Origin of the sequence: Micromonospora sp. NPDC049366 (genome assembly GCF_044466625.1) — a bacterium.
In the GTDB taxonomy this organism is placed as follows: domain Bacteria; phylum Actinomycetota; class Actinomycetes; order Mycobacteriales; family Micromonosporaceae; genus Micromonospora.
This window is the reverse complement of sequence record NZ_JBITMV010000006.1, coordinates 196,831-215,207: the sequence shown is the minus strand read 5'-3', so window position 1 is coordinate 215,207 and position 18,377 is coordinate 196,831. Positions and strand designations below refer to the sequence as shown.

At 73.4% G+C, this 18,377-nt stretch carries 10 protein-coding genes; 9 read left to right on the top strand and 1 reads right to left on the bottom strand.

Annotation, left to right across the window (positions count from 1 at the left end):
* Positions 1 to 2 precede the first annotated feature (2 nt).
* Entirely contained in the window at positions 3 to 806 is an 804-nt protein-coding gene (locus tag ACIBTV_RS11670; protein WP_396703945.1) for a DUF3105 domain-containing protein, read from the bottom strand.
* A 100-nt stretch (positions 807 to 906) separates the two neighbouring features.
* Here ACIBTV_RS11670 and argS point away from each other — a divergent pair, with 100 nt between their 5' ends.
* The 9 genes from argS (at position 907) to ACIBTV_RS11625 (ending at position 18,347) form a co-directional block, all read left to right on the top strand.
* On the top strand, positions 907 to 2,571 hold the full coding sequence (argS, locus tag ACIBTV_RS11665; protein WP_396703944.1) for an arginine--tRNA ligase: 1,665 nt from the start codon (positions 907 to 909) through the stop codon (positions 2,569 to 2,571).
* 6 nt (positions 2,572 to 2,577) lie between these two features.
* The gene (gene lysA / locus ACIBTV_RS11660; RefSeq protein WP_396703943.1) at positions 2,578 to 3,963 is read left to right on the top strand and encodes a diaminopimelate decarboxylase; all 1,386 of its coding nucleotides are present in this window, start codon (positions 2,578 to 2,580) and stop codon (positions 3,961 to 3,963) included.
* Positions 3,964 to 3,971: 8 nt separating this feature from the next.
* Complete coding sequence (locus ACIBTV_RS11655) at positions 3,972 to 5,282, top strand: homoserine dehydrogenase (RefSeq protein WP_396704025.1); 1,311 nt, start codon at positions 3,972 to 3,974, stop codon at positions 5,280 to 5,282.
* 209 nt (positions 5,283 to 5,491) lie between these two features.
* Positions 5,492 to 6,541, top strand: a complete 1,050-nt coding sequence (thrC, locus tag ACIBTV_RS11650) for a threonine synthase (RefSeq protein ID WP_396703942.1) — start codon at positions 5,492 to 5,494, stop codon at positions 6,539 to 6,541.
* A gap of 157 nt (positions 6,542 to 6,698) precedes the next feature.
* Positions 6,699 to 9,962 carry an efflux RND transporter permease subunit gene (locus tag ACIBTV_RS11645; protein WP_396703941.1) on the top strand — a complete coding sequence of 1,088 codons (3,264 nt, stop codon included), beginning with the start codon at positions 6,699 to 6,701 and terminating at the stop codon, positions 9,960 to 9,962.
* A gap of 174 nt (positions 9,963 to 10,136) precedes the next feature.
* Complete coding sequence (locus tag ACIBTV_RS11640; protein WP_396703940.1) at positions 10,137 to 11,393, top strand: MFS transporter; 1,257 nt, start codon at positions 10,137 to 10,139, stop codon at positions 11,391 to 11,393.
* A 73-nt stretch (positions 11,394 to 11,466) separates the two neighbouring features.
* Positions 11,467 to 12,411, top strand: a complete 945-nt coding sequence (gene thrB, locus ACIBTV_RS11635; protein ID WP_396703939.1) for a homoserine kinase — start codon at positions 11,467 to 11,469, stop codon at positions 12,409 to 12,411.
* A 296-nt stretch (positions 12,412 to 12,707) separates the two neighbouring features.
* The gene (rho, locus tag ACIBTV_RS11630; RefSeq protein ID WP_396703938.1) at positions 12,708 to 14,759 is read left to right on the top strand and encodes a transcription termination factor Rho; all 2,052 of its coding nucleotides are present in this window, start codon (positions 12,708 to 12,710) and stop codon (positions 14,757 to 14,759) included.
* 183 nt (positions 14,760 to 14,942) lie between these two features.
* Positions 14,943 to 18,347 carry a phosphodiester glycosidase family protein gene (locus ACIBTV_RS11625; protein WP_396703937.1) on the top strand — a complete coding sequence of 1,135 codons (3,405 nt, stop codon included), beginning with the start codon at positions 14,943 to 14,945 and terminating at the stop codon, positions 18,345 to 18,347.
* Positions 18,348 to 18,377 lie beyond the last annotated feature (30 nt).

Below are 18,377 nucleotides of genomic sequence, written 5' to 3'. Positions count from 1 at the left end.
CCTTACTGGGTGGGCATCTGCTGCTGGAGATCGTCACGCGGCGTCGTGCCGGTGGCGGTGATGCCCTGGTTGCAGAGCGCCGTCGGGCCCTCGATCGAGGCGTTGACGCGCAGGGTCTTGATGAACTCGTCGATCCGGCTGTCGTCGGCGTTGTCGACCTTGAGCTGGAAGCCCCAGGCCTGCAGCGAGATCGGCTTGTCGAGGCCCTCGAACGGGCTCATGAACGTCTTCTCGTTGCCGCGGACCTTCTCGGCGAGCTTGCTCACCTGGTCGGCCGGCAGGTCGGGGCGGTAGGTGATCCAGACCGCGCCGTGCTCGAGGCTGTGCACCGCGTGCTCGTTGGCGATCGGGGCGTCGTAGACGTCACCCATGCAGTTCTGCCAGGCCTGGTTGTGCGGGCCGGCCACCGGCGGAAGGATGTCGTACTTGATCTGGCCGGGCTGGTGGTTGCTGCCCTTGACCAGCTCCTTGTCCTTCTCGCGGTAGTTCACGATGCCGCTGATCGAGTCGGCCCGCTCCTCCCACGGCTTGGAGCCCTGGAACGCCGCCCAGCCGCCGTAGCCGATGATGCCCACGGCGAGCACGCCGACGGCGACGAAGAGCGCGATCGGGCCCCAGGAGCGACCCTGGCTCACCTTGACCGGGGTGACCGGCTTGCGGGGGCCCTTGCCGCCGCCGCGCGGGCCGCCCGCCGGCTTGCCTGCTCCGGCCTTGGCACCGGCCGCGGGCCGGCCGGCCGCCGGCTTCTTGCCCGTGCTGACCACGGTCGGGCGGCGCTGCTCGCCGCCCGGGGTGCTGATGCTCATCGTGCCTCGTCAGGTCGGTCGGTCAGGGGCGCCGGCGGGCCTCGTCCACATCCCGGGTCGCCGCCGCGGGCACCGAGTCTACCCCCGATAACATGGTTCGGTGACTCCCGCAGAACTCGCCGAGGTCGTCCTCGCCGCAGCCCACGCCGTGCTCACCGATCGGGGCCTGGACAGCTCCGTGCTGCCGGAGCGGACGACGGTCGAGCGACCCCGCAACCCCGAGCACGGTGACTACGCCTCGACGCTGGCCCTGCAGCTCAGCAAGAAGGTGGGGGTGCCGCCGCGCGACCTGGCCGGAGCGCTCGCCGAGCAGCTCAGCAAGGCGCCGGGGGTCAAGTCGGTCGAGATCGCGGGTCCCGGGTTCCTCAACATCCGGCTCGACGCGGCCGCCGCCGGGCAGCTGGCCCGCACCATCGTCGAGGCCGGCGCCGACTACGGCCGCAGCGAGCGGCTGGCCGGGCAGCGGATCAACCTGGAGTTCGTCTCGGCCAACCCGACCGGGCCGGTGCACATCGGCGGGGTCCGGTGGGCCGCGGTCGGCGACGCGCTGAGCCGGCTGCTGCGGGCCACCGGCGCCGACGTCGGCACGGAGTACTACTTCAACGACGCCGGCTCGCAGATCGACCGGTTCGCGCGTTCGCTGCTCGCCGCCGCCAAGGGTGAGCCGGCGCCGGAGGACGGCTACGGCGGGGCGTACATCGCGGAGATCGCCGCGGAGGTCCAGGCCCGCCGGCCGGACGTGCTGTCGCTCGACGACGCGGCGGCCCAGGAGGTCTTCCGGGTCGAGGGCGTGACGCTGATGTTCGACGAGATCCGCTCGTCGCTGCGCGACTTCGGGGTCGAGTTCGACACCTACTTCAACGAGAAGGACCTGCACGACCGGGGCGAGCTCGACCTCGCCCTGGCCCGGCTGCGGGAGCAGGGTCACATCTTCGAGGCCGACGGCGCGACCTGGCTGCGCACCACCGAGTTCGGCGACGACAAGGACCGGGTGCTGCGCAAGTCCAACGGCGAGTGGACCTACTTCGCCGCCGACTGCGCCTACTACCTCGACAAGCGCGAGCGGGGCTTCGAGCGGGTCGTGATCATGCTCGGCGCGGACCACCACGGCTACATCGGCCGGATGAAGGCGATGGCCGCGTGCTTCGGCGACGACCCGGAGCACAACCTGGAGATCCTCATCGGCCAGCTGGTCAACCTGGTCCGCGACGGCGCCCCGGTGCGGATGAGCAAGCGGGCCGGCACGGTGGTCACGCTGGAGGACCTGGTCGAGGCCATCGGCGTCGACGCGTCCCGCTACGCGCTGGCCCGCTACTCCAGCGACTCGCCCATCGACCTCGACGTCGAACTGTGGACGAAGGCCGGCAACGAGAACCCGGTCTACTACGTGCAGTACGTAGCGGCTCGGACGGCGAATCTGAGCCGCAACGCCGCCGATGTCGGGTTCACCCGTGGCGACGCTGCGGGCTTCCGGCCGGAGCTGCTCGACCACGAGAAGGAGAACGAGCTGCTCAAGGCGCTCGCCGAGTTCCCCGCCGTGGTCGCGGCCGCCGCCGAGCTGCGGGCGCCGCATCGGGTGGCGCGCTACCTGGAGGAGACGGCCGGGGCCTACCACCGGTTCTACGACAGCTGCCGGATCATCCCGCGGGGTGACGAGGAGATCACCGACCTGCACCGGGCCCGGCTCTGGCTGAACGACGCGACCCGCACCGTGGTCGCCAACGGTCTGCGCCTGCTCGGGGTCTCCGCCCCGGAGAGGATGTGACGGGTCATGCGGGCTCATGAGGCGGGTGCGCTGCACGGCGACATCGGTCACCGGGGTCCGGCGTGGCTGCGTACGCCGGTCGACGTCAACGCGCTGGTGCCGCAGCTGTGGCCGCGCAACGTCCAGCGGGGCGCGGACGGCGCGCTGACCGTCGCCGGGCTCGGCGTCCGCGAGCTGGCCGCCGAGTTCGGCACGCCGGTCTACGTGCTGGACGAGGACGACCTGCGCTCGCGCTGCCGCGACTTCCGGGCCGCCTTCGACGGCGTGGACGTCTACTACGCCGGCAAGGCGTTCCTCTGCCGCGCCGTGGTCCGCATGATCGACGAGGAGGGCCTGCACCTCGACGTGTGCAGCGGCGGTGAGCTGGCCACCGCGCTCGCGGCCGGGATGCCGCCGGAGCGGATCGGGTTCCACGGCAACAACAAGTCGATCGCCGAGCTGACCCGGGCGGTCGACGCCGGGGTGGGCCGGATCATCGTGGACTCGTTCACCGAGATCGATCGGCTCACCGCGCTGGCGCGCGAGCGGGGCGTCCGCCCCCGGGTGCTGGTCCGGGTGACGGTGGGCGTCGAGGCGCACACCCATGAGTTCATCGCGACCGCGCACGAGGACCAGAAGTTCGGCTTCTCGCTCGCCGGTGGCGCGGCGGCGGCCGCCGCGTTCAAGATCCTCGACGAGGACGTGCTGGAGCTGCGGGGCCTGCACTCGCACATCGGTTCGCAGATCTTCGACGCCAGCGGCTTCGAGGTCTCCGCCCGCCGGGTGCTCGGGCTCCAGGCGCAGATCCGCGACGCGCGCGGGGTGGAGCTGCCGGAGCTGGACCTGGGCGGCGGCTTCGGCATCGCGTACACGACGCAGGACGACCCGGCCGCGCCGCACGACCTGGCGAAGCGGCTCCGCAAGATCGTCGACTCGGAGTGCGAGGCCGAGCGGCTGGCCGTGCCGCACCTGTCCATCGAGCCCGGCCGCGCGATCGTCGGCCCGGCGGTGTTCACCCTCTACGAGGTGGGCACGGTCAAGGACGTGGACGGCATCCGCACGTACGTCAGCGTGGACGGCGGGATGAGCGACAACATCCGCACCGCGCTCTACGGGGCGTCGTACTCCGCCACCGTGGCGAACCGGACGTCGGCCGCCGAGCCGATGCTCGCCCGCGTGGTGGGAAAGCATTGTGAGTCCGGGGACATCGTGGTGAAGGATGAATTCCTGCCCGCCGACGTGCAGCCCGGAGATCTTGTCGCGGTGCCCGGCACCGGCGCCTACTGCCGGAGCATGGCCAGCAACTACAACCACGTGCCGCGCCCGCCGGTCGTCGCCGTGCGCGGCGGCCAGGCGCGCCTGATCGTCCGGCGGGAGACCGAAGAGGACCTGCTCGCATTGGATGTCGGATGACCTCACCTGTGCGCCTGGCGCTGCTCGGCTGCGGCACGGTCGGGAGCGAGGTGGTGCGGCTGCTGCACGAGCAGTCGGCCGACCTCGCCGCCCGGGTCGGTGCCCCGCTGGAGCTCGCCGGCATCGCCGTACGCCGGCTCGGCCGGGACCGCGGCGACCTGCCCGTCGACCCCGCGCTGTTCACCACCGACGCGCTCGGCCTGATCAAGCGGGACGACGTGGACGTGGTGGTGGAGGTGGTCGGCGGGATCGAGCCGGCCCGGGGCTGGCTCGTCGAGGCGCTGCGCGCCGGCAAGAGCGTCGTCACCGCCAACAAGGCGCTGCTGGCCGAGGACGGCGGCGCGCTGCACGACGCGGCCGCGGAGGGCGGCGGCGACCTCTACTACGAGGCGGCGGTGGCCGGGGCGATCCCGCTGCTGCGCCCGCTGCGCGAGTCGCTGCACGGTGACCGGATCAACCGGGTCACCGGCATCGTCAACGGCACCACCAACTTCATCCTCTCCGCCATGGACGCCACCGGCGCCGGTTTCGCCGAGGCCCTCGACGAGGCGACCGAGTTGGGCTACGCCGAGGCCGATCCCACGGCGGACGTGGAGGGCTTCGACGCGGCGGCCAAGGCGGCGATCCTCGCCTCACTCGCCTTCCACACCCGGGTCGGCGCGGCCGACGTGCACCGGGAGGGCATCACCGAGGTGACCGCCGCCGACGTGGCCAGCGCCAAGGCGATGGGCTGCACGATCAAGCTCCTCTGCATCGCCGCGCGCGGCGTCGACGCCGCCGGCGGGGAGACGGTCAACGTCCGCGTCCACCCGGCGATGATCCCGCTGACCCACCCGCTGGCCAGCGTCGGCGACGCGTTCAACGCGGTGTTCGTCGAGGCGGAGGCCGCCGGGCAGCTGATGTTCTACGGCCGGGGCGCCGGTGGGGCGCCGACCGCCAGCGCGGTGCTCGGCGACGTGGTCGCGGTCGCCCGCAACCGGCTCGCCGGGGTGCGCGCGGCCAGCGAGAGCGCGTACGCGGACCTGCCGGTGCGCCCCATGGGTGAGGCGCTCACCCGCTACCACGTCAGCCTGGACGTGGCCGACCGGCCGGGTGTGCTGGCCGCGGTCGCCGGGGTGTTCGCCCGGCACGACGTGTCGATCGCGACGGTGCGGCAGGGCTCGGCGGCCGGCACGACGGGCCGGGCCGCGGACGCGGAGCTGGTCATCGTCACCCACGTGGCACCGGACGCCGCGCTCGCCGCGACCGTCGGGGAGCTGCGCGGGCTGGACATCGTCCGGTCGGTGACCAGCGTGCTGAGGGTCGAGGGCGGGCTCTGAGTCGTTGAACCGGTGACGGCGGCGGCGACCACGGTGTCGCGGGCCGGGCTCGCGGCGGCGACCGGGAGATCGGTGGCCGCGACCGTGGCGCGGCCGGGCGGGGCGTCCCGCCAGGTGGTTACGCCGGCGCGCGGGCGACCGTGTTCCGGCAGGGTGGTCCACGCTGGGCGTGGTCCCGGCCCAGGGGCGACAGAGGCGAGGAGAGCGACATGTGGCGGGGTCTGATCGAGGCGTACCGGGACCGGCTGCCGGTCACCGCCAGCACGCCCGTCGTCACCCTGCACGAGGGGAACACGCCGCTGCTGCCGGCGCCGGTGCTCTCCGCGCGGCTCGGCTGCGACGTCTACCTCAAGGTCGAGGGCGCCAACCCGACCGGCTCGTTCAAGGACCGGGGCATGACGCTCGCGGTCTCCAAGGCGGTCGAGGCGGGCAACAAGGCGATCATCTGCGCGTCCACCGGCAACACCAGCGCCTCCGCCGCGGCGTACGCGGCCCGGGCCGGGTTGACCTGCGCCGTCCTGGTGCCCCAGGGCAAGATCGCACTGGGCAAGCTGGCTCAGGCGCTGGTGCACGGCGCGAGGCTGCTCCAGGTCAACGGCAACTTCGACGACTGCCTCGCGATGGCCTCCAAGCTCGCCCAGGACTACCCGGTGGCGCTGGTCAACTCCGTCAACATCGACCGGCTGCACGGTCAGAAGACCGCCGCGTTCGAGATCGTGGAGGCGCTCGGCGACGCGCCGGACATCCACTGCCTTCCGGTCGGCAACGCCGGCAACATCTCCGCCTACTGGATGGGCTACGCCGAGGACCTGGCCGACGGCCGGAGCACCCGGGCCCCGAAGATGTACGGCTTCCAGGCCTCCGGCGCGGCGCCGCTGGTGACCGGTGAGGTGGTACGCGAGCCGTCCACCATCGCCACCGCGATCCGCATCGGCAACCCGGCCAGTTGGACGCGGGCGATCGACGCCCGGGACGCCTCCGGCGGGTTGATCGCGGCGGTGACCGACCGGGAGATCCTGTCCGCGTACCGGCTGCTGGCCCGTGAGGTCGGCGCCTTCGTCGAGCTGGGCAGCGCGGCGAGCGTCGCCGGGCTGCTCCAGCAGGCGGCGGCGGGTCGGGTTCCGGCCGGCTCGCGGGTGGTCTGCACGGTCACCGGCCACGGCCTCAAGGACCCGGAGTGGGCGATCTCCACGGCGCCGTCCCCGACGACCATCGCCAACGATCCGCTGGCCGCCGCCCGCGCCCTCGACCTGGCCTGACCGGTAGCCGGGCTCTGGGCGGCCCAGGGCGTGTCCAGGGTGGGTTCAGGCGGGTTTCAGGTGCGGTGCGGGGCCCGCACCCGGCGGGGGCGGGCTTGATCGGGTCGGGCACACTCTCCTCCTGCCCCGCATTCTTTTCTAGGAGTGAGCCAGGCCGATGTCGCTGCTCGCCAGATTCAGTCTCGCCAACCGAGGGCTCGTCGCCCTCATCGCGGTGGTGACCACGGCGTTCGGACTGTTCGCCGTGCCGTCGCTGAAGCAGCAACTGCTGCCGTCGCTGGAGTTCCCGGCCGCGTTCATCGTGGCCCCGTACCCCGGTGCCGCGCCGGAGATCGTCGAGTCGCAGGTCGCCGAGCCGATCGAGAACAGCCTCCAGGGGATCCCCGGGCTGGACAAGGTCAGCTCGACCTCGCGGGAGGGCATGGCGACCGTCCAGGTCCAGTACGAGTTCGGCATCGACCTGGACGACGTCGTCAACAAGATGCAGACCGCGCTGAACCGGATCGACGCGCAGCTGCCCGCGAACGTGGACCCGCAGGTCATCGCCGGTAGCACCGACGACCTGCCCGCGGTCGTGCTGGCCGCGTCCGGCGGCGGCGACCAGCGTGCGCTGGCGGACAAGCTGCGCGGCAGCGTCCTGCCCGAGCTGGAGAGCATCGAGGGCGTACGCACCGTCGAGCTGACCGGCACCCGCGACGACGTCGTCACCGTCACGCCGGACCCGGCGAAGCTGGCCGCCGCGAAGCTGGACCCGAGCGCGATCGGCGCCGCCCTGCGGAGCAACGGCGTCGCGATCCCGGCCGGCACGGTCGCCGACGGCTCGCAGGCGCTCCCGGTGCAGGTCGGCACCCCGGTCGCCGGCCTCGACGACCTGCGCGGCATCGTGGTAGCCACCGGGCCGAACCCGGTCCGCCTGGCGGACGTCGCGACCGTCGAGCAGGACGTCGCCCCGGCGACCGCCATCACCCGGACCAACGGTCAGGACAGCCTCGGCATCGCGGTCACCGCCTCGCCGGACGGCAACGCGGTGGAGATCTCGCACGAGATCCGGGACCGCCTCGACGCCCTCACCGACGCCTCCGGCGCCGCGTTGACCGTGGTCTTCGACCAGGCGCCGTTCGTGGAGAAGTCCATCGAGAGCCTGACCACCGAGGGTCTCCTGGGCCTGGTCATGGCGGTCATCGTCATCCTGGTCTTCCTGCTGTCGGTGCGCTCCACGATCGTCACGGCGGTCTCCATCCCGCTGTCGGTGCTGGTCGCGCTGATCGCCCTCTGGATCGGTGACTACTCCCTGAACCTGCTGACCCTCGGCGCGCTGACCATCGCGGTGGGCCGGGTGGTCGACGACTCGATCGTGGTGCTGGAGAACATCAAACGGCACCTGGGGTACGGCGAGGCGAAGCGGGACGCGATCCTCGCCGCCGTCCGCGAGGTGGCCGGCGCGGTCACCGCGTCCACCCTCACCACGGTCGCCGTGTTCGCGCCGATCGCGCTGGTCGGCGGCTTCGTGGGGCAGCTGTTCGCGCCGTTCGCGATCACCGTGACGGTGGCGCTGCTCGCCTCCCTGCTGGTCTCGCTGACCGTCATCCCGGTGCTGGCGTACTGGTTCCTGAAGCCGTCGGGCGGCACGCCGGACGACGAGGCGGTGCGCCGGGCCGCGGAGGAGAAGGAGCTGCGCAGCCCGCTGCAGCGGGGCTACCTGCCGGTCATCGGGTTCGCGACCCGCGACCGGCGTACCCGCTGGATCACGCTGGGGCTCGGTGTCCTGGTGCTGTTCGGCACGTTCGGCCTGTCCCGGCAGTTGGAGACGAACTTCCTGGACGACTCCGGTCAGGACACCCTGAGCATCAGCCAGGAGCTGCCGGCCGGCACCAGCCTGGCCGCGACTGACGCGGCGGCCCGCAAGGTCGAGGCGGTGCTGGAGCGCACCGACGGCGTCGAGACGTACCAGGTGACGGCCGGCGGCGGCGACATGCCGTGGATGGGCGGCGGTGGCAACAACGTCGCCAGCTGGTCGCTCGCGTTGGGCGGTGACACCGACGCGAAGCAGATGCGGGAGCGCCTGCGTACGGAGTTCGCCAAGCTGGGCTCCGACGCCGGCGAGTTCACCTTCGGCGGTGGTCAGGACGCGGCGGCCAGCCAGCTGGAGGTGGTCGTCCAGGCCACCGACCCGGAGGTGCTGAGCCGGGCCGCGAAGGCCGCCCAGGACGCCCTGGCCGGTACGCCGGAGGTGGCGGACGTGACCAGCAGCCTGGCCGAGCAGGTGCCGCGAGTCGACGTCGCCGTGGACCGGGTCAAGGCGGGCCGGGCGGGCCTCACCGAGGCGGCGGTCGGTCAGCTGGTGGCGCAGGTGTTCCGGGGCGCCCCGCTCGGCCAGGTGACCGTCGACGGCGGTCAGCAGGACGTGGTGCTGCGGTTGGCCGCGACCGCCCCGGTCAGCGTCGACGAGCTGCGTGCGCTGCCGATCGGCCCGGTGAAGCTGGGTGACATCGCGACGGTGACCCGCGCCGAGGGCCCGCAGCAGGTGACCCGCATCGACGGCGAGCGCAGCGTCTCGGTGACCGGCACGGCCACCGGCTCGAACCTCGGTGCCACCACGAAGGAGCTGCGGGAGCGGCTCGACGCGATCGACGTTCCGGGTGCGACGTTCACCGTCGGCGGCGTCAGCGCCGATCAGGAGGACGCCTTCGCGGACCTGGGCCTCGCGGTCCTCGTCGCCATCGCGATCGTCTTCCTGATCATGGTGGCCACCTTCCGGAGCCTGACCCAGGCGCTGATCCTGCTGATCTCCATCCCGTTCGCGGCGACCGGCGCGATCGGCCTGCTGCTGGCCACCGGCACCCCGCTCGGCGTGCCGGCGCTGATCGGCGTGCTGATGCTGGTCGGCATCGTGGTGACCAACGCGATCGTGTTGCTGGACCTCGTCAACCAGTACCGGGCGCAGGGCATGGACGTCCGGGAGGCGGTGGTCGAGGGCGGCCGGCGACGGCTGCGGCCGATCCTGATGACCGCGGTCGCGACGATCTTCGCGCTGCTGCCGATGGCGTTCGGGCTGACCGGCGAGGGCGGCTTCATCTCGCAGCCGCTGGCGGTGGTGGTGATCGGTGGTCTGCTCAGCTCCACGCTGCTGACGCTGATCCTGGTGCCGACGCTCTACACGATGGTGGAGAACACGAAGGGGTCGCTGCGGGAGCGGCGAGAGCAGCGGCGGGGCGCGACGCCCACCCCGCCGGAGGCCACCGAGGCGCCGGCCGAGCCGGTCCTGGTGGGGGCGGGTGCCCCGGCGGCCGGGGCCACCGCGGACGCTCCCGCGCCGGCCGCGCGGCCCAAGCCGTCCGCCGCCCTGGTCGACGGCACGGACCAGTTCGAGGTGCTGCGCCTGCCCCGCAGCCGCACGTCGCCGCTGCCACCCAACGAGTAGGCACGTCGCCTCCGAACGCCCCCGGCGGGTTCCGACCCGCCGGGGGCGTTCCGCGTCCGGCGTCCGCGTCGGATCGCCGACGGAACGTGAGCGGTCGTGCGCCCATACTCGGGACGTCGGTGACAGGGGGCGGAGCAGGTGATGGCCAGGGGGCGGGGGATAGGGTCCTCCTCCGTGGCGTCCACCCTGTCCGTCCTCACCCGCAACCGGAACTTCCGCAACCTCTTCCTCGCCGAGCTGGTGGTCTTCGGCTCGGACTGGTTCGTCATGGTGCCGTTGCTGGTGCTGTTGCCGAAGCTGACCGGCAGCGGCGTGTGGGGGGCGCTGGTGCTGGCGGTGGACACCGGCATCGTGGCGCTGCTGCTGCCGTACACGGGCACGATCGCCGACCGGTTCGACCGGCGCAAGATCATGATGATCGCGAACATCGCCGCGCTCGTCGGGGTGCTGCTGCTGTTGGGCGTACGCGGTCCGGGCACCGCCTGGCTGGCCATGGTGGCGATCGGGGTGGTCGCCGTCGCCAAGGGCTTCTACTCACCGGCCGCCCAGGCCGCCCTGCCCAACGTGCTGGACCCGCACGAGCTGGCCGCGGGCAACGCGGTGGCAGGCTCCGCCTGGGGCACCATGACGGTGGTCGGCGCCTCGCTCGGCGGCGTGCTCAGCGCGCACGTCGGGCCGTACGCCTGCTTCTGGATCGCCGTGGTCGGCCTGGCGCTCGCCGCGGGCCTGGCCGCGACGATCCGCCGGCCGCTGCAGGCGCCCCGGGACCGGGACGCGCCGCCGCAGCGCGCCTTCGCGGCGGTGGCCGAGGCGCTGCGCTACATCGGGCACCGGCCGCGGGTGCTGGCGCTGGTCACGGTCAAGTCGGCGGTGGGTCTGGGCAACGGGGTGCTGACGGTCTTCCCGCTGCTGGCCGGCGTCTACGGCGCCGGGCCCGCGGGCGCCGGCCTGCTCTTCGCGGTACGCGGGGCGGGCGCCCTGGTGGGGCCGATCCTCATGCGTCGGGTGCTGACCAACCGGGCCTGGCTGCTGCCCGGGCTGGCGCTGTCGATGTCGCTGTACGGGCTCGCCTATCTCGGCACCTCGGCGGTGGGCTGGTTCCCGCTGGTACTGCTGCTGGTCTTCGTGGCCCACTTCGCGGGCGGCAGCAACTGGGTGATGTCGAACTTCGCCCTGCAGGGTGAGGTACCGGACCGGCTGCGCGGGCGGGTCTTCGCCACCGACATGATGCTGGCGACGCTGGCCATCTCGGTCAGCCAGCTCGCGGTGGCCGCGGTGGTCGACATCGTGGACGAGCGGGTGGTGCTGGCCGGCTGCGGGCTGGTCACCCTGGTGTACGCGGTGGGCTGGCGGATCGCCACCCGCAAGCTCTCACTCTCCGACCCGGCGCGCGAGCCGGCCCCGGAGGGGTCCGCCGGCGTGACCCGCTAGCGGAGCCTGCCAGCGCGGTCCCAGCGTGCGGGCGGGCGGCCGGATCGTCGGTCCCGAGCCCTAGCATGAGCCCGTGCCGACGAACTTCGCCACCGGACCGGTCCGGGTCCGGGTTCCCGCCACCAGCGCCAATCTGGGGCCGGGTTTCGACGCGCTGGGGCTCGCCCTCGGGCTCTACGACGACGTGGCCGCCGAGGTGGCGCCCGAGGGCGTCCGGGTGACGGTGACCGGGCAGGGTGCGGGCGAGCTGCCCGACGACGAGCGGCACCTGGTGGTGCGGGCGATGAAGGCCGCGTTCGCGCGCCTCGACGTCGAGCCGCCGGGGCTCGACGTGGAGTGCGTCAACCGCATCCCCCAGGCGCGCGGGCTGGGCTCCTCCTCCGCGGCCATCGTCGCGGGCGTGCTGCTGGCCCGGGCGTTGGTGACCGACGGCGAGCGGCGCCTGGACGACGCCGGTGTGCTCCGGCTCGCCGCCGAGCTGGAGGGCCATCCCGACAACGTGGCGCCCTGCCTCCTCGGTGGCTTCACCGTCGCCTGGACCGAGCCGACGGGCGCGCGGGCGATCTCCCGGCCGGTCGCGGAGGGCGTCCGTCCGACGGTCTTCGTGCCGGGTGAGCGGGGGCTGACCGCCGCCGCCCGCGCGGCACTGCCGGCCACCGTGCCGCACGGCGACGCCGCGTTGACGGCCGGGCGGGCCGCCCTGCTGGTGCACGCGCTCACCGACGATCCGGCTCTGCTGCTGCCCGCCACGGTCGACCTGCTGCACCAGGAATACCGCGCGCCCGGCATGCCCGCGACCGCCGCCCTGGTCAGCGCGTTGCGTGCGGCGGATGTGGCGGCGGTGGTCAGTGGGGCCGGCCCGACGGTGCTGGCACTGACCGAACCGCCCGCCGGGTTCGACCCGGGAACAGACTGGCAGGTCTGGCGGTTGCCGATAGATGTCAGCGGCGCCCGGGTTGCCCGGGGTAGACTTGGACACGCCGAGCGGGACCCTGTTGCCGCAGGTCGGAAGAGTTGATTACGCTCTAGACTTAGCACAGCCGCGAAGCATGCGATCTTCCTGCGGGTCGGCGCACCCCCGAAGCTCTCGGCGGTCAGCCCGTCACCCCTGCTAAAGGCTCACGCCGCACCGCAGTTTCCACAGGTCGCCGCAGACGGCGAGACCTGCTCACCGATGTTGGTGGGTTGGGAAACCGACCGGCTGCTGTGTCACAGACTCCCGCGACGCGTTCGTGCGATGCGGGTGCACCGAGGCCGCCCGGCCACCTGCTTGTCGATCCCGGGCAGTCCCGGCCTATCGAGGGAAGGAATCCATTGAGCGACACCACCGACGTGACGTCGGATGTTTCGAACGTCGCTGGCGATGCCACCACCGCCGCTCCCGCCCGTCGGCGGCGTAGCGGCACCGGTCTGTCGGCGATGCTGCTGCCAGAGCTTCAGAGCCTGGCCGCGTCGCTCGGCATCTCCGGCACGGCTCGCATGCGCAAGGGCGAGCTGATCAGCGCGATCTCCGAGCGGCAGGGCGGCGCCGCCGGCGGGACCCCTCGACCGCGGGCCGAGGTCGCGGCCGCGGCCGCTCCCGCTCGCGAGGTGCACGCCGAGGTCCGGGAGTCCGCCGAGCGGCCCGAGGCCGAGCGGCGCGCCACCGAGCCGGCGCCGGCCGAGTCCGAGGGCCGTGGTCGCGGCCGTCGCCGGACCAGCGAGGCCCGGACCAGCGAGGCCCGGACCAGCGAGGCGCGGGCCAGCGAGGCGCGCACCGAGGAGGCCGAGGCCGGCGAGCGCACCGACCGGGCCGAGGGCCGTGGCGGGCGTGACCGCAACGAGCGTGCCGAGCGCGGTGAGCGTGCTGAGCGCGGCGAGCGCGGTGAGCGTGGCGAGCGTGCTGAGCGCGGTGAGCGCAACGACCGGGGTGAGCGCAACGAGCGTGCCGAGCGCGGCGAGCGTGCTGAGCGCGGCGAGCGCAACGACCGGGGTGAGCGTGCCGAGCGCGGCGAGCGCGGTGAGCGCAACGACCGTGGTGAGCGCGGCGAGCGGGCCGACCGGAACGACCGCAACGACCGCAACGACCGGGGCGACCGGGGCCAGCGGGTCGAGCGTGACGCCGACGGTGACGAGGACGGCGAGGGCGGTGGCCGGCGCGGCCGGCGTAGCCGCTTCCGGGACCGTCGTCGCGGCCGGGGCGAGCGTGCCGAGGGTGGCGACGGCGGCGGCCGCGAGCCGCAGGTCGGCGAGGACGACGTGCTCGTCCCCGTGGCCGGCATCATCGACGTTCTCGACAACTACGCCTTCGTCCGGACGACCGGCTACCTCGCCGGCCCGAACGACGTGTACGTGTCGATGTCCCAGATCAAGAAGTACGGCCTGCGCCGCGGTGACGCCATCACCGGCGCGGTGCGGGCGGCCCGCGAGGGCGAGCAGCGGCGGGACAAGTACAACCCGCTGGTGCGGCTGGACACCATCAACGGCATGGAGCCGGAGGAGGCCCGGCGTCGGCCGGAGTTCTACAAGCTCACTCCGCTCTACCCGCAGGAGCGGCTGCGGCTGGAGACCGAGCCGCACATCCTGACGACCCGCGTGATCGACCTGGTCATGCCGATCGGCAAGGGCCAGCGGGCGCTCATCGTGTCGCCGCCCAAGGCGGGTAAGACGATGGTGCTGCAGGCGATCGCCAACGCCATCACGCACAACAACCCGGAGTGCCACCTGATGGTGGTGCTGGTGGACGAGCGGCCGGAAGAGGTCACCGACATGCAGCGGTCGGTGAAGGGCGAGGTCATCGCGGCCACGTTCGACCGTCCGCCGCAGGACCACACGACGGTCGCCGAGCTGGCGATCGAGCGGGCGAAGCGCCTGGTCGAGCTGGGCCACGACGTGGTCGTGCTGCTCGACTCGGTGACCCGGCTCGGTCGGTCGTACAACCTGGCGGCGCCGGCCAGCGGCCGGATCATGTCGGGTGGTATCGACTCCACGGCGCTCTACCCGCCGAAGCGTTTCCTCGGCGCGGCCCGCAACATCGAGAACGGCGGGTCGCTGACCATCCTCGCCACCGCGCTGGTGGAGACGGGTTCGATGGCCGACACGGTCATCTTCGAGGAGTTCAAGGGCACCGGCAACGCGGAGCTGAAGCTGGACCGGAAGATCGCCGACAAGCGCACCTTCCCGGCGATCGACATCCACCCGTCCGGCACGCGCAAGGAGGAGATCCTGCTCGCGCCGGAGGAGTTGGCCATCATCCACAAGCTCCGGAAGGTCCTGCACTCGCTGGACTCGCAGGCGGCCCTGGACCTGCTGCTCGACCGGCTCAAGCAGTCCCGGACGAACATCGAGTTCCTGATGCAGATCGCGAAGTCCACGCCGGGGGAGTGACCCCCGGGTCGGCACGGAGGTAAGGGGCACGGCCGTCGGGCCGTGCCCCTTCGCCGTACCCGGACCAAGCGGTCCGTCGCCCCCCGCGCGACCGCCGGCGCCCGAGACGGATGGCTGCAGCTTTCCTTCAGTTCATGCGGCAGGTATTGAAACTTCTATTCATCATCGGGTTGACTGTCGTCCATGCGTACCCGCAGACGATCCGCCCACCTCGCCGGCGTCCTGCTGTTGACGCCACTGCTCACCCTCACCGGCCCGCCGCCGGCCACCGCCGCGCCGGCCACCGTTACCACACCCGCCACCGCCGCCCCGGCGGAGGCTGTCGCTCCCGCCGGTGGGCTGGAGACCACGAAGACCACCCGGCCGGTCGCCCCCGGGGTGCGGCTGACCTCCTTCGACCGGTACGACGCCGACGGCTGGCTCCGCGCCGACGCGCTCACCGCCGACCTGACCGGCGGGGTCACCGTCGACTACGTCAACTCGGGGGCGGTGAGCCGGGCCGAGCCCCTGCGGGCTGCCGTGGACCGGACCCGCGCGGTCGCCGCCGTGAACGGCGACTTCTTCGACATCAACAACTCGGGAGCGGCGCAGGGCGTCGGCATCCGCGGCGGCGAGCTGATCCAGTCGGCGGTCGACGGTCACCGCAACGCCGTGACGGTGAGCGCCGAGGGCGTCGGCCGGGTGATCGAGGTGAACTTCGACGGCACCGCCACGCTGCCCGGCGGGCCGGTCACGCTGACCCAGTTCAACAACCTGGTGCGGACGGGCGGCATCGGTGCCTTCACCGCGCTGTGGGGGACGTACCCCCGGGAGCGTGCGGTCGTCGGCGCGGCCCGGATCACCGAGGTCGCCGTCGTCGGCGGCCGGGTGGCGAGCGTGGCCCCGGCGGCCGGCAGCGGCCCGATCGCCGCCGGCGCGACCGTCCTGCTCGGCCGGGAGGCCGGCGCCGACGCGCTCGCCGCGCTGCGCCCGGGCGACCCCGTGGACGTGACCTGGCGTCCGAAGGCGTCCGACGGCGGCAGCCTGCACACCGCGGTCGGCGGTGGCAACGTGCTGGTTCGCGACGGGGCGGTGCAGAGCATCGCCGACGCGTCGCCGGCGCCGCGTACGGCGGTCGGGTTCACCGCCGACGGCCGAAAGATGATCATGCTCACGGTGGACGGTCGCCAGGTCGACAGCCGAGGCGTCACCCAGACCGAGCTGGGCCGGATGATGGTCGAGCTGGGCGCGCACCACGCGCTCAACCTCGACGGCGGCGGCTCGTCGACGCTGCTGGCCCGGGAGCCGGGCGCGGCGGCGGTCCAGGTGGAGAACAGCCCCTCGGACGGTGCCGAGCGGGCCGTCCCCAACGGTCTCGCCCTCTACGCCCCGAGCGGCAGCGGCCGGCTCACCGGCTACTGGGTGGAGACGGCCAGCGACCCCACCGCGGCACCGGGTGTGTCGCCGGTGCGGGGCGGCCGGCCGGACCGGGTGTTCCCCGGGCTGACCCGCCGGCTCACCGCCGCCGGGTACGACGAGACGTACGGTCCGGCGACCGGCGCCCCGTCCTGGGGGGCGACCCCGGCGGGCAGCGGTCGGATCGGGCCCGACGGCGTGTTCCGCGCCGTGCGCCCCGGCGCGGTGACGGTCACCGCCGGGCGGGGGACGGCCACCGGCACCCTCGGCCTCACAGTCCTCGGCCCGCTCGACCGGATCGACTCCACGGTGGAGCGGGTGGGCCTGACCGGGCGTGACGGCAGCGCGCTGCTCGGCGTGGTCGGCTACGACGCGGAGGGGAACACCGCGCCGATCGAGCCCGCCGACCTGCGGCTGGAGTACGACCCCACCCTGCTGCGCGTCACCCCGACCGCCGACGGCAACCTGACCGCGACCGCGCTCGCCGACTCCGGAGCCGGTCTGATCACCGTCCACGTCGGACAGCACCGCACCGTGGTCCCGGTCACCGTCGGGCTGACCGACCAGCCGGTCGCAGGCTTCGACGACGCCGCCGCATGGACGTTCAGCCAGGCCCGGGCCAGTGGCTCGGTCGCGCCGGCGCCCGGCCACACCGGCACCGGGCTGAAGCTGTCGTACGACTTCAGTCAGTCCACCGGCACCCGGGCCGCGTACGCCGACCCGCCGGCCTGGATCGAGGTGCCCGGCCAGCCCCAGGCGTTCGGCCTGTGGATCCACGGCAACGGCACCGGCGAGTGGCCGAGCCTGCACCTGCACGACGCGCAGGACACCCAGCACGTGCTGCGCGGTCCGTACGTCACCTGGACCGGCTGGAGGTACGTCGAGTTCGCGGTGCCGGCCGGCGTGCAGTACCCGGTGCGCGTCCGGCGCTTCTACGTCGCGGAGACCAACGCCACGGCGCAGTACCGCAGCGAGGTCGTCATCGACGACCTGGTGGCCAAGGTGCCGCCGTCGGTGGACGTACCGGCCGAGGCGCCGCGTACCGACCGCGTGGTGGTCCGCGACGGCACGGTCGACGGCGCGCCGTGGCGGTTCGCGGTGATGTCCGACGCCCAGTTCGTCGCGGCCGACCCGGACAGCGACCTGGTCGCCCGAGCCCGCCGGACGCTGCGCGAGGTCAAGGCGGCGAAGCCGGACTTCCTGGTGATCAACGGTGACTTCGTGGACACCGCGTACCCGGCGGACTTCGCGCTCGCCCGGCGGGTGCTGGACGAGGAGTTGGGGGACGACCTGCCCTGGTACTACGTGCCGGGCAACCACGAGATCATGGGCGCCCCGATCACGAACTTCCGGGCCGCGTTCGGCGACACCGCCCGGGTCTTCGACCATCGGGGCGCCCGGTTCGTCACGCTGGACTCGTCCACCGGCTCGCTGCGCGGCGGCGGCTTCGACCAGGTGCGGATGCTGCGGCAGGCGCTCGACGGGGCGGCCACGGACCGGCGCGTCGGCTCGGTCGTCGTCCTGCACCATCACCCGCCCCGCGATCCCAGCCCGGCCCAGGCCAGCCAGCTCGGGGACCGCAAGGAGGCGGCGCTGCTGGAGGGGTGGCTCGCCGACTTCCAGCACCGCACCGGCAAGGGAGCGTTGTTCGTCGGCGGGCACGTCGGCACCTTCCACGCCGAGCGGGTCGACGGCGTGCCGTATGTGATCAACGGCAACTCGGGCAAGGAGCCGTCCACCCCGGCGGACCGGGGCGGCTTCACCGGCTGGACGGAGTTCGGGGTCGACCCTGTCACCCCGGCCGAGGCCGACCGGGCGCGGCGTGACCCCCGGGCCGAGGGGCCGCGCTGGGTGGACGCGGAGGTCCACGCGCACACCGACCGGGTCACGGTGGCGGCGCCGGCCAGCGTCGCGGTGGGCGCCCCGGCGCCGGTCACCGCCACGCTGACCCAGCCGGGCGGCCGTACGGTGCCGGTGGCGGCGCCGGTCAGCGCCGACTGGTCGGCGTCCCCGTCCGTGCACGTCGGTTCGGCCGCCGGCGTGCGTCCCCGGCACGCGGCCTGGTTCGACCCGGCGACCGGCCGGCTGACCGCGCTGCGACCCGGCGCGTCGGTGGTGCTGGCGGTGACCGTGAACGGTGTCCGGGCCGAGGTCACCGTGACCACCGCGCGGGCCGAGGCGCCGGCCGCGTGAGATCGGGGAGGGGGCCCGTGCCCCGGCGCG

Coding starts and splice junctions, on each gene's coding strand:
- ACIBTV_RS11670 (WP_396703945.1), bottom strand. CDS start 806: ATGAGCATCAGCACCCCGGGCGGCGAGCAGCGCCGCCCGACCGTGGTC.
- lysA (WP_396703943.1), top strand. CDS start 2,578: ATGCGGGCTCATGAGGCGGGTGCGCTGCACGGCGACATCGGTCACCGG.
- thrC (WP_396703942.1), top strand. CDS start 5,492: ATGTGGCGGGGTCTGATCGAGGCGTACCGGGACCGGCTGCCGGTCACC.
- ACIBTV_RS11645 (WP_396703941.1), top strand. CDS start 6,699: ATGTCGCTGCTCGCCAGATTCAGTCTCGCCAACCGAGGGCTCGTCGCC.
- ACIBTV_RS11625 (WP_396703937.1), top strand. CDS start 14,943: ATGCGTACCCGCAGACGATCCGCCCACCTCGCCGGCGTCCTGCTGTTG.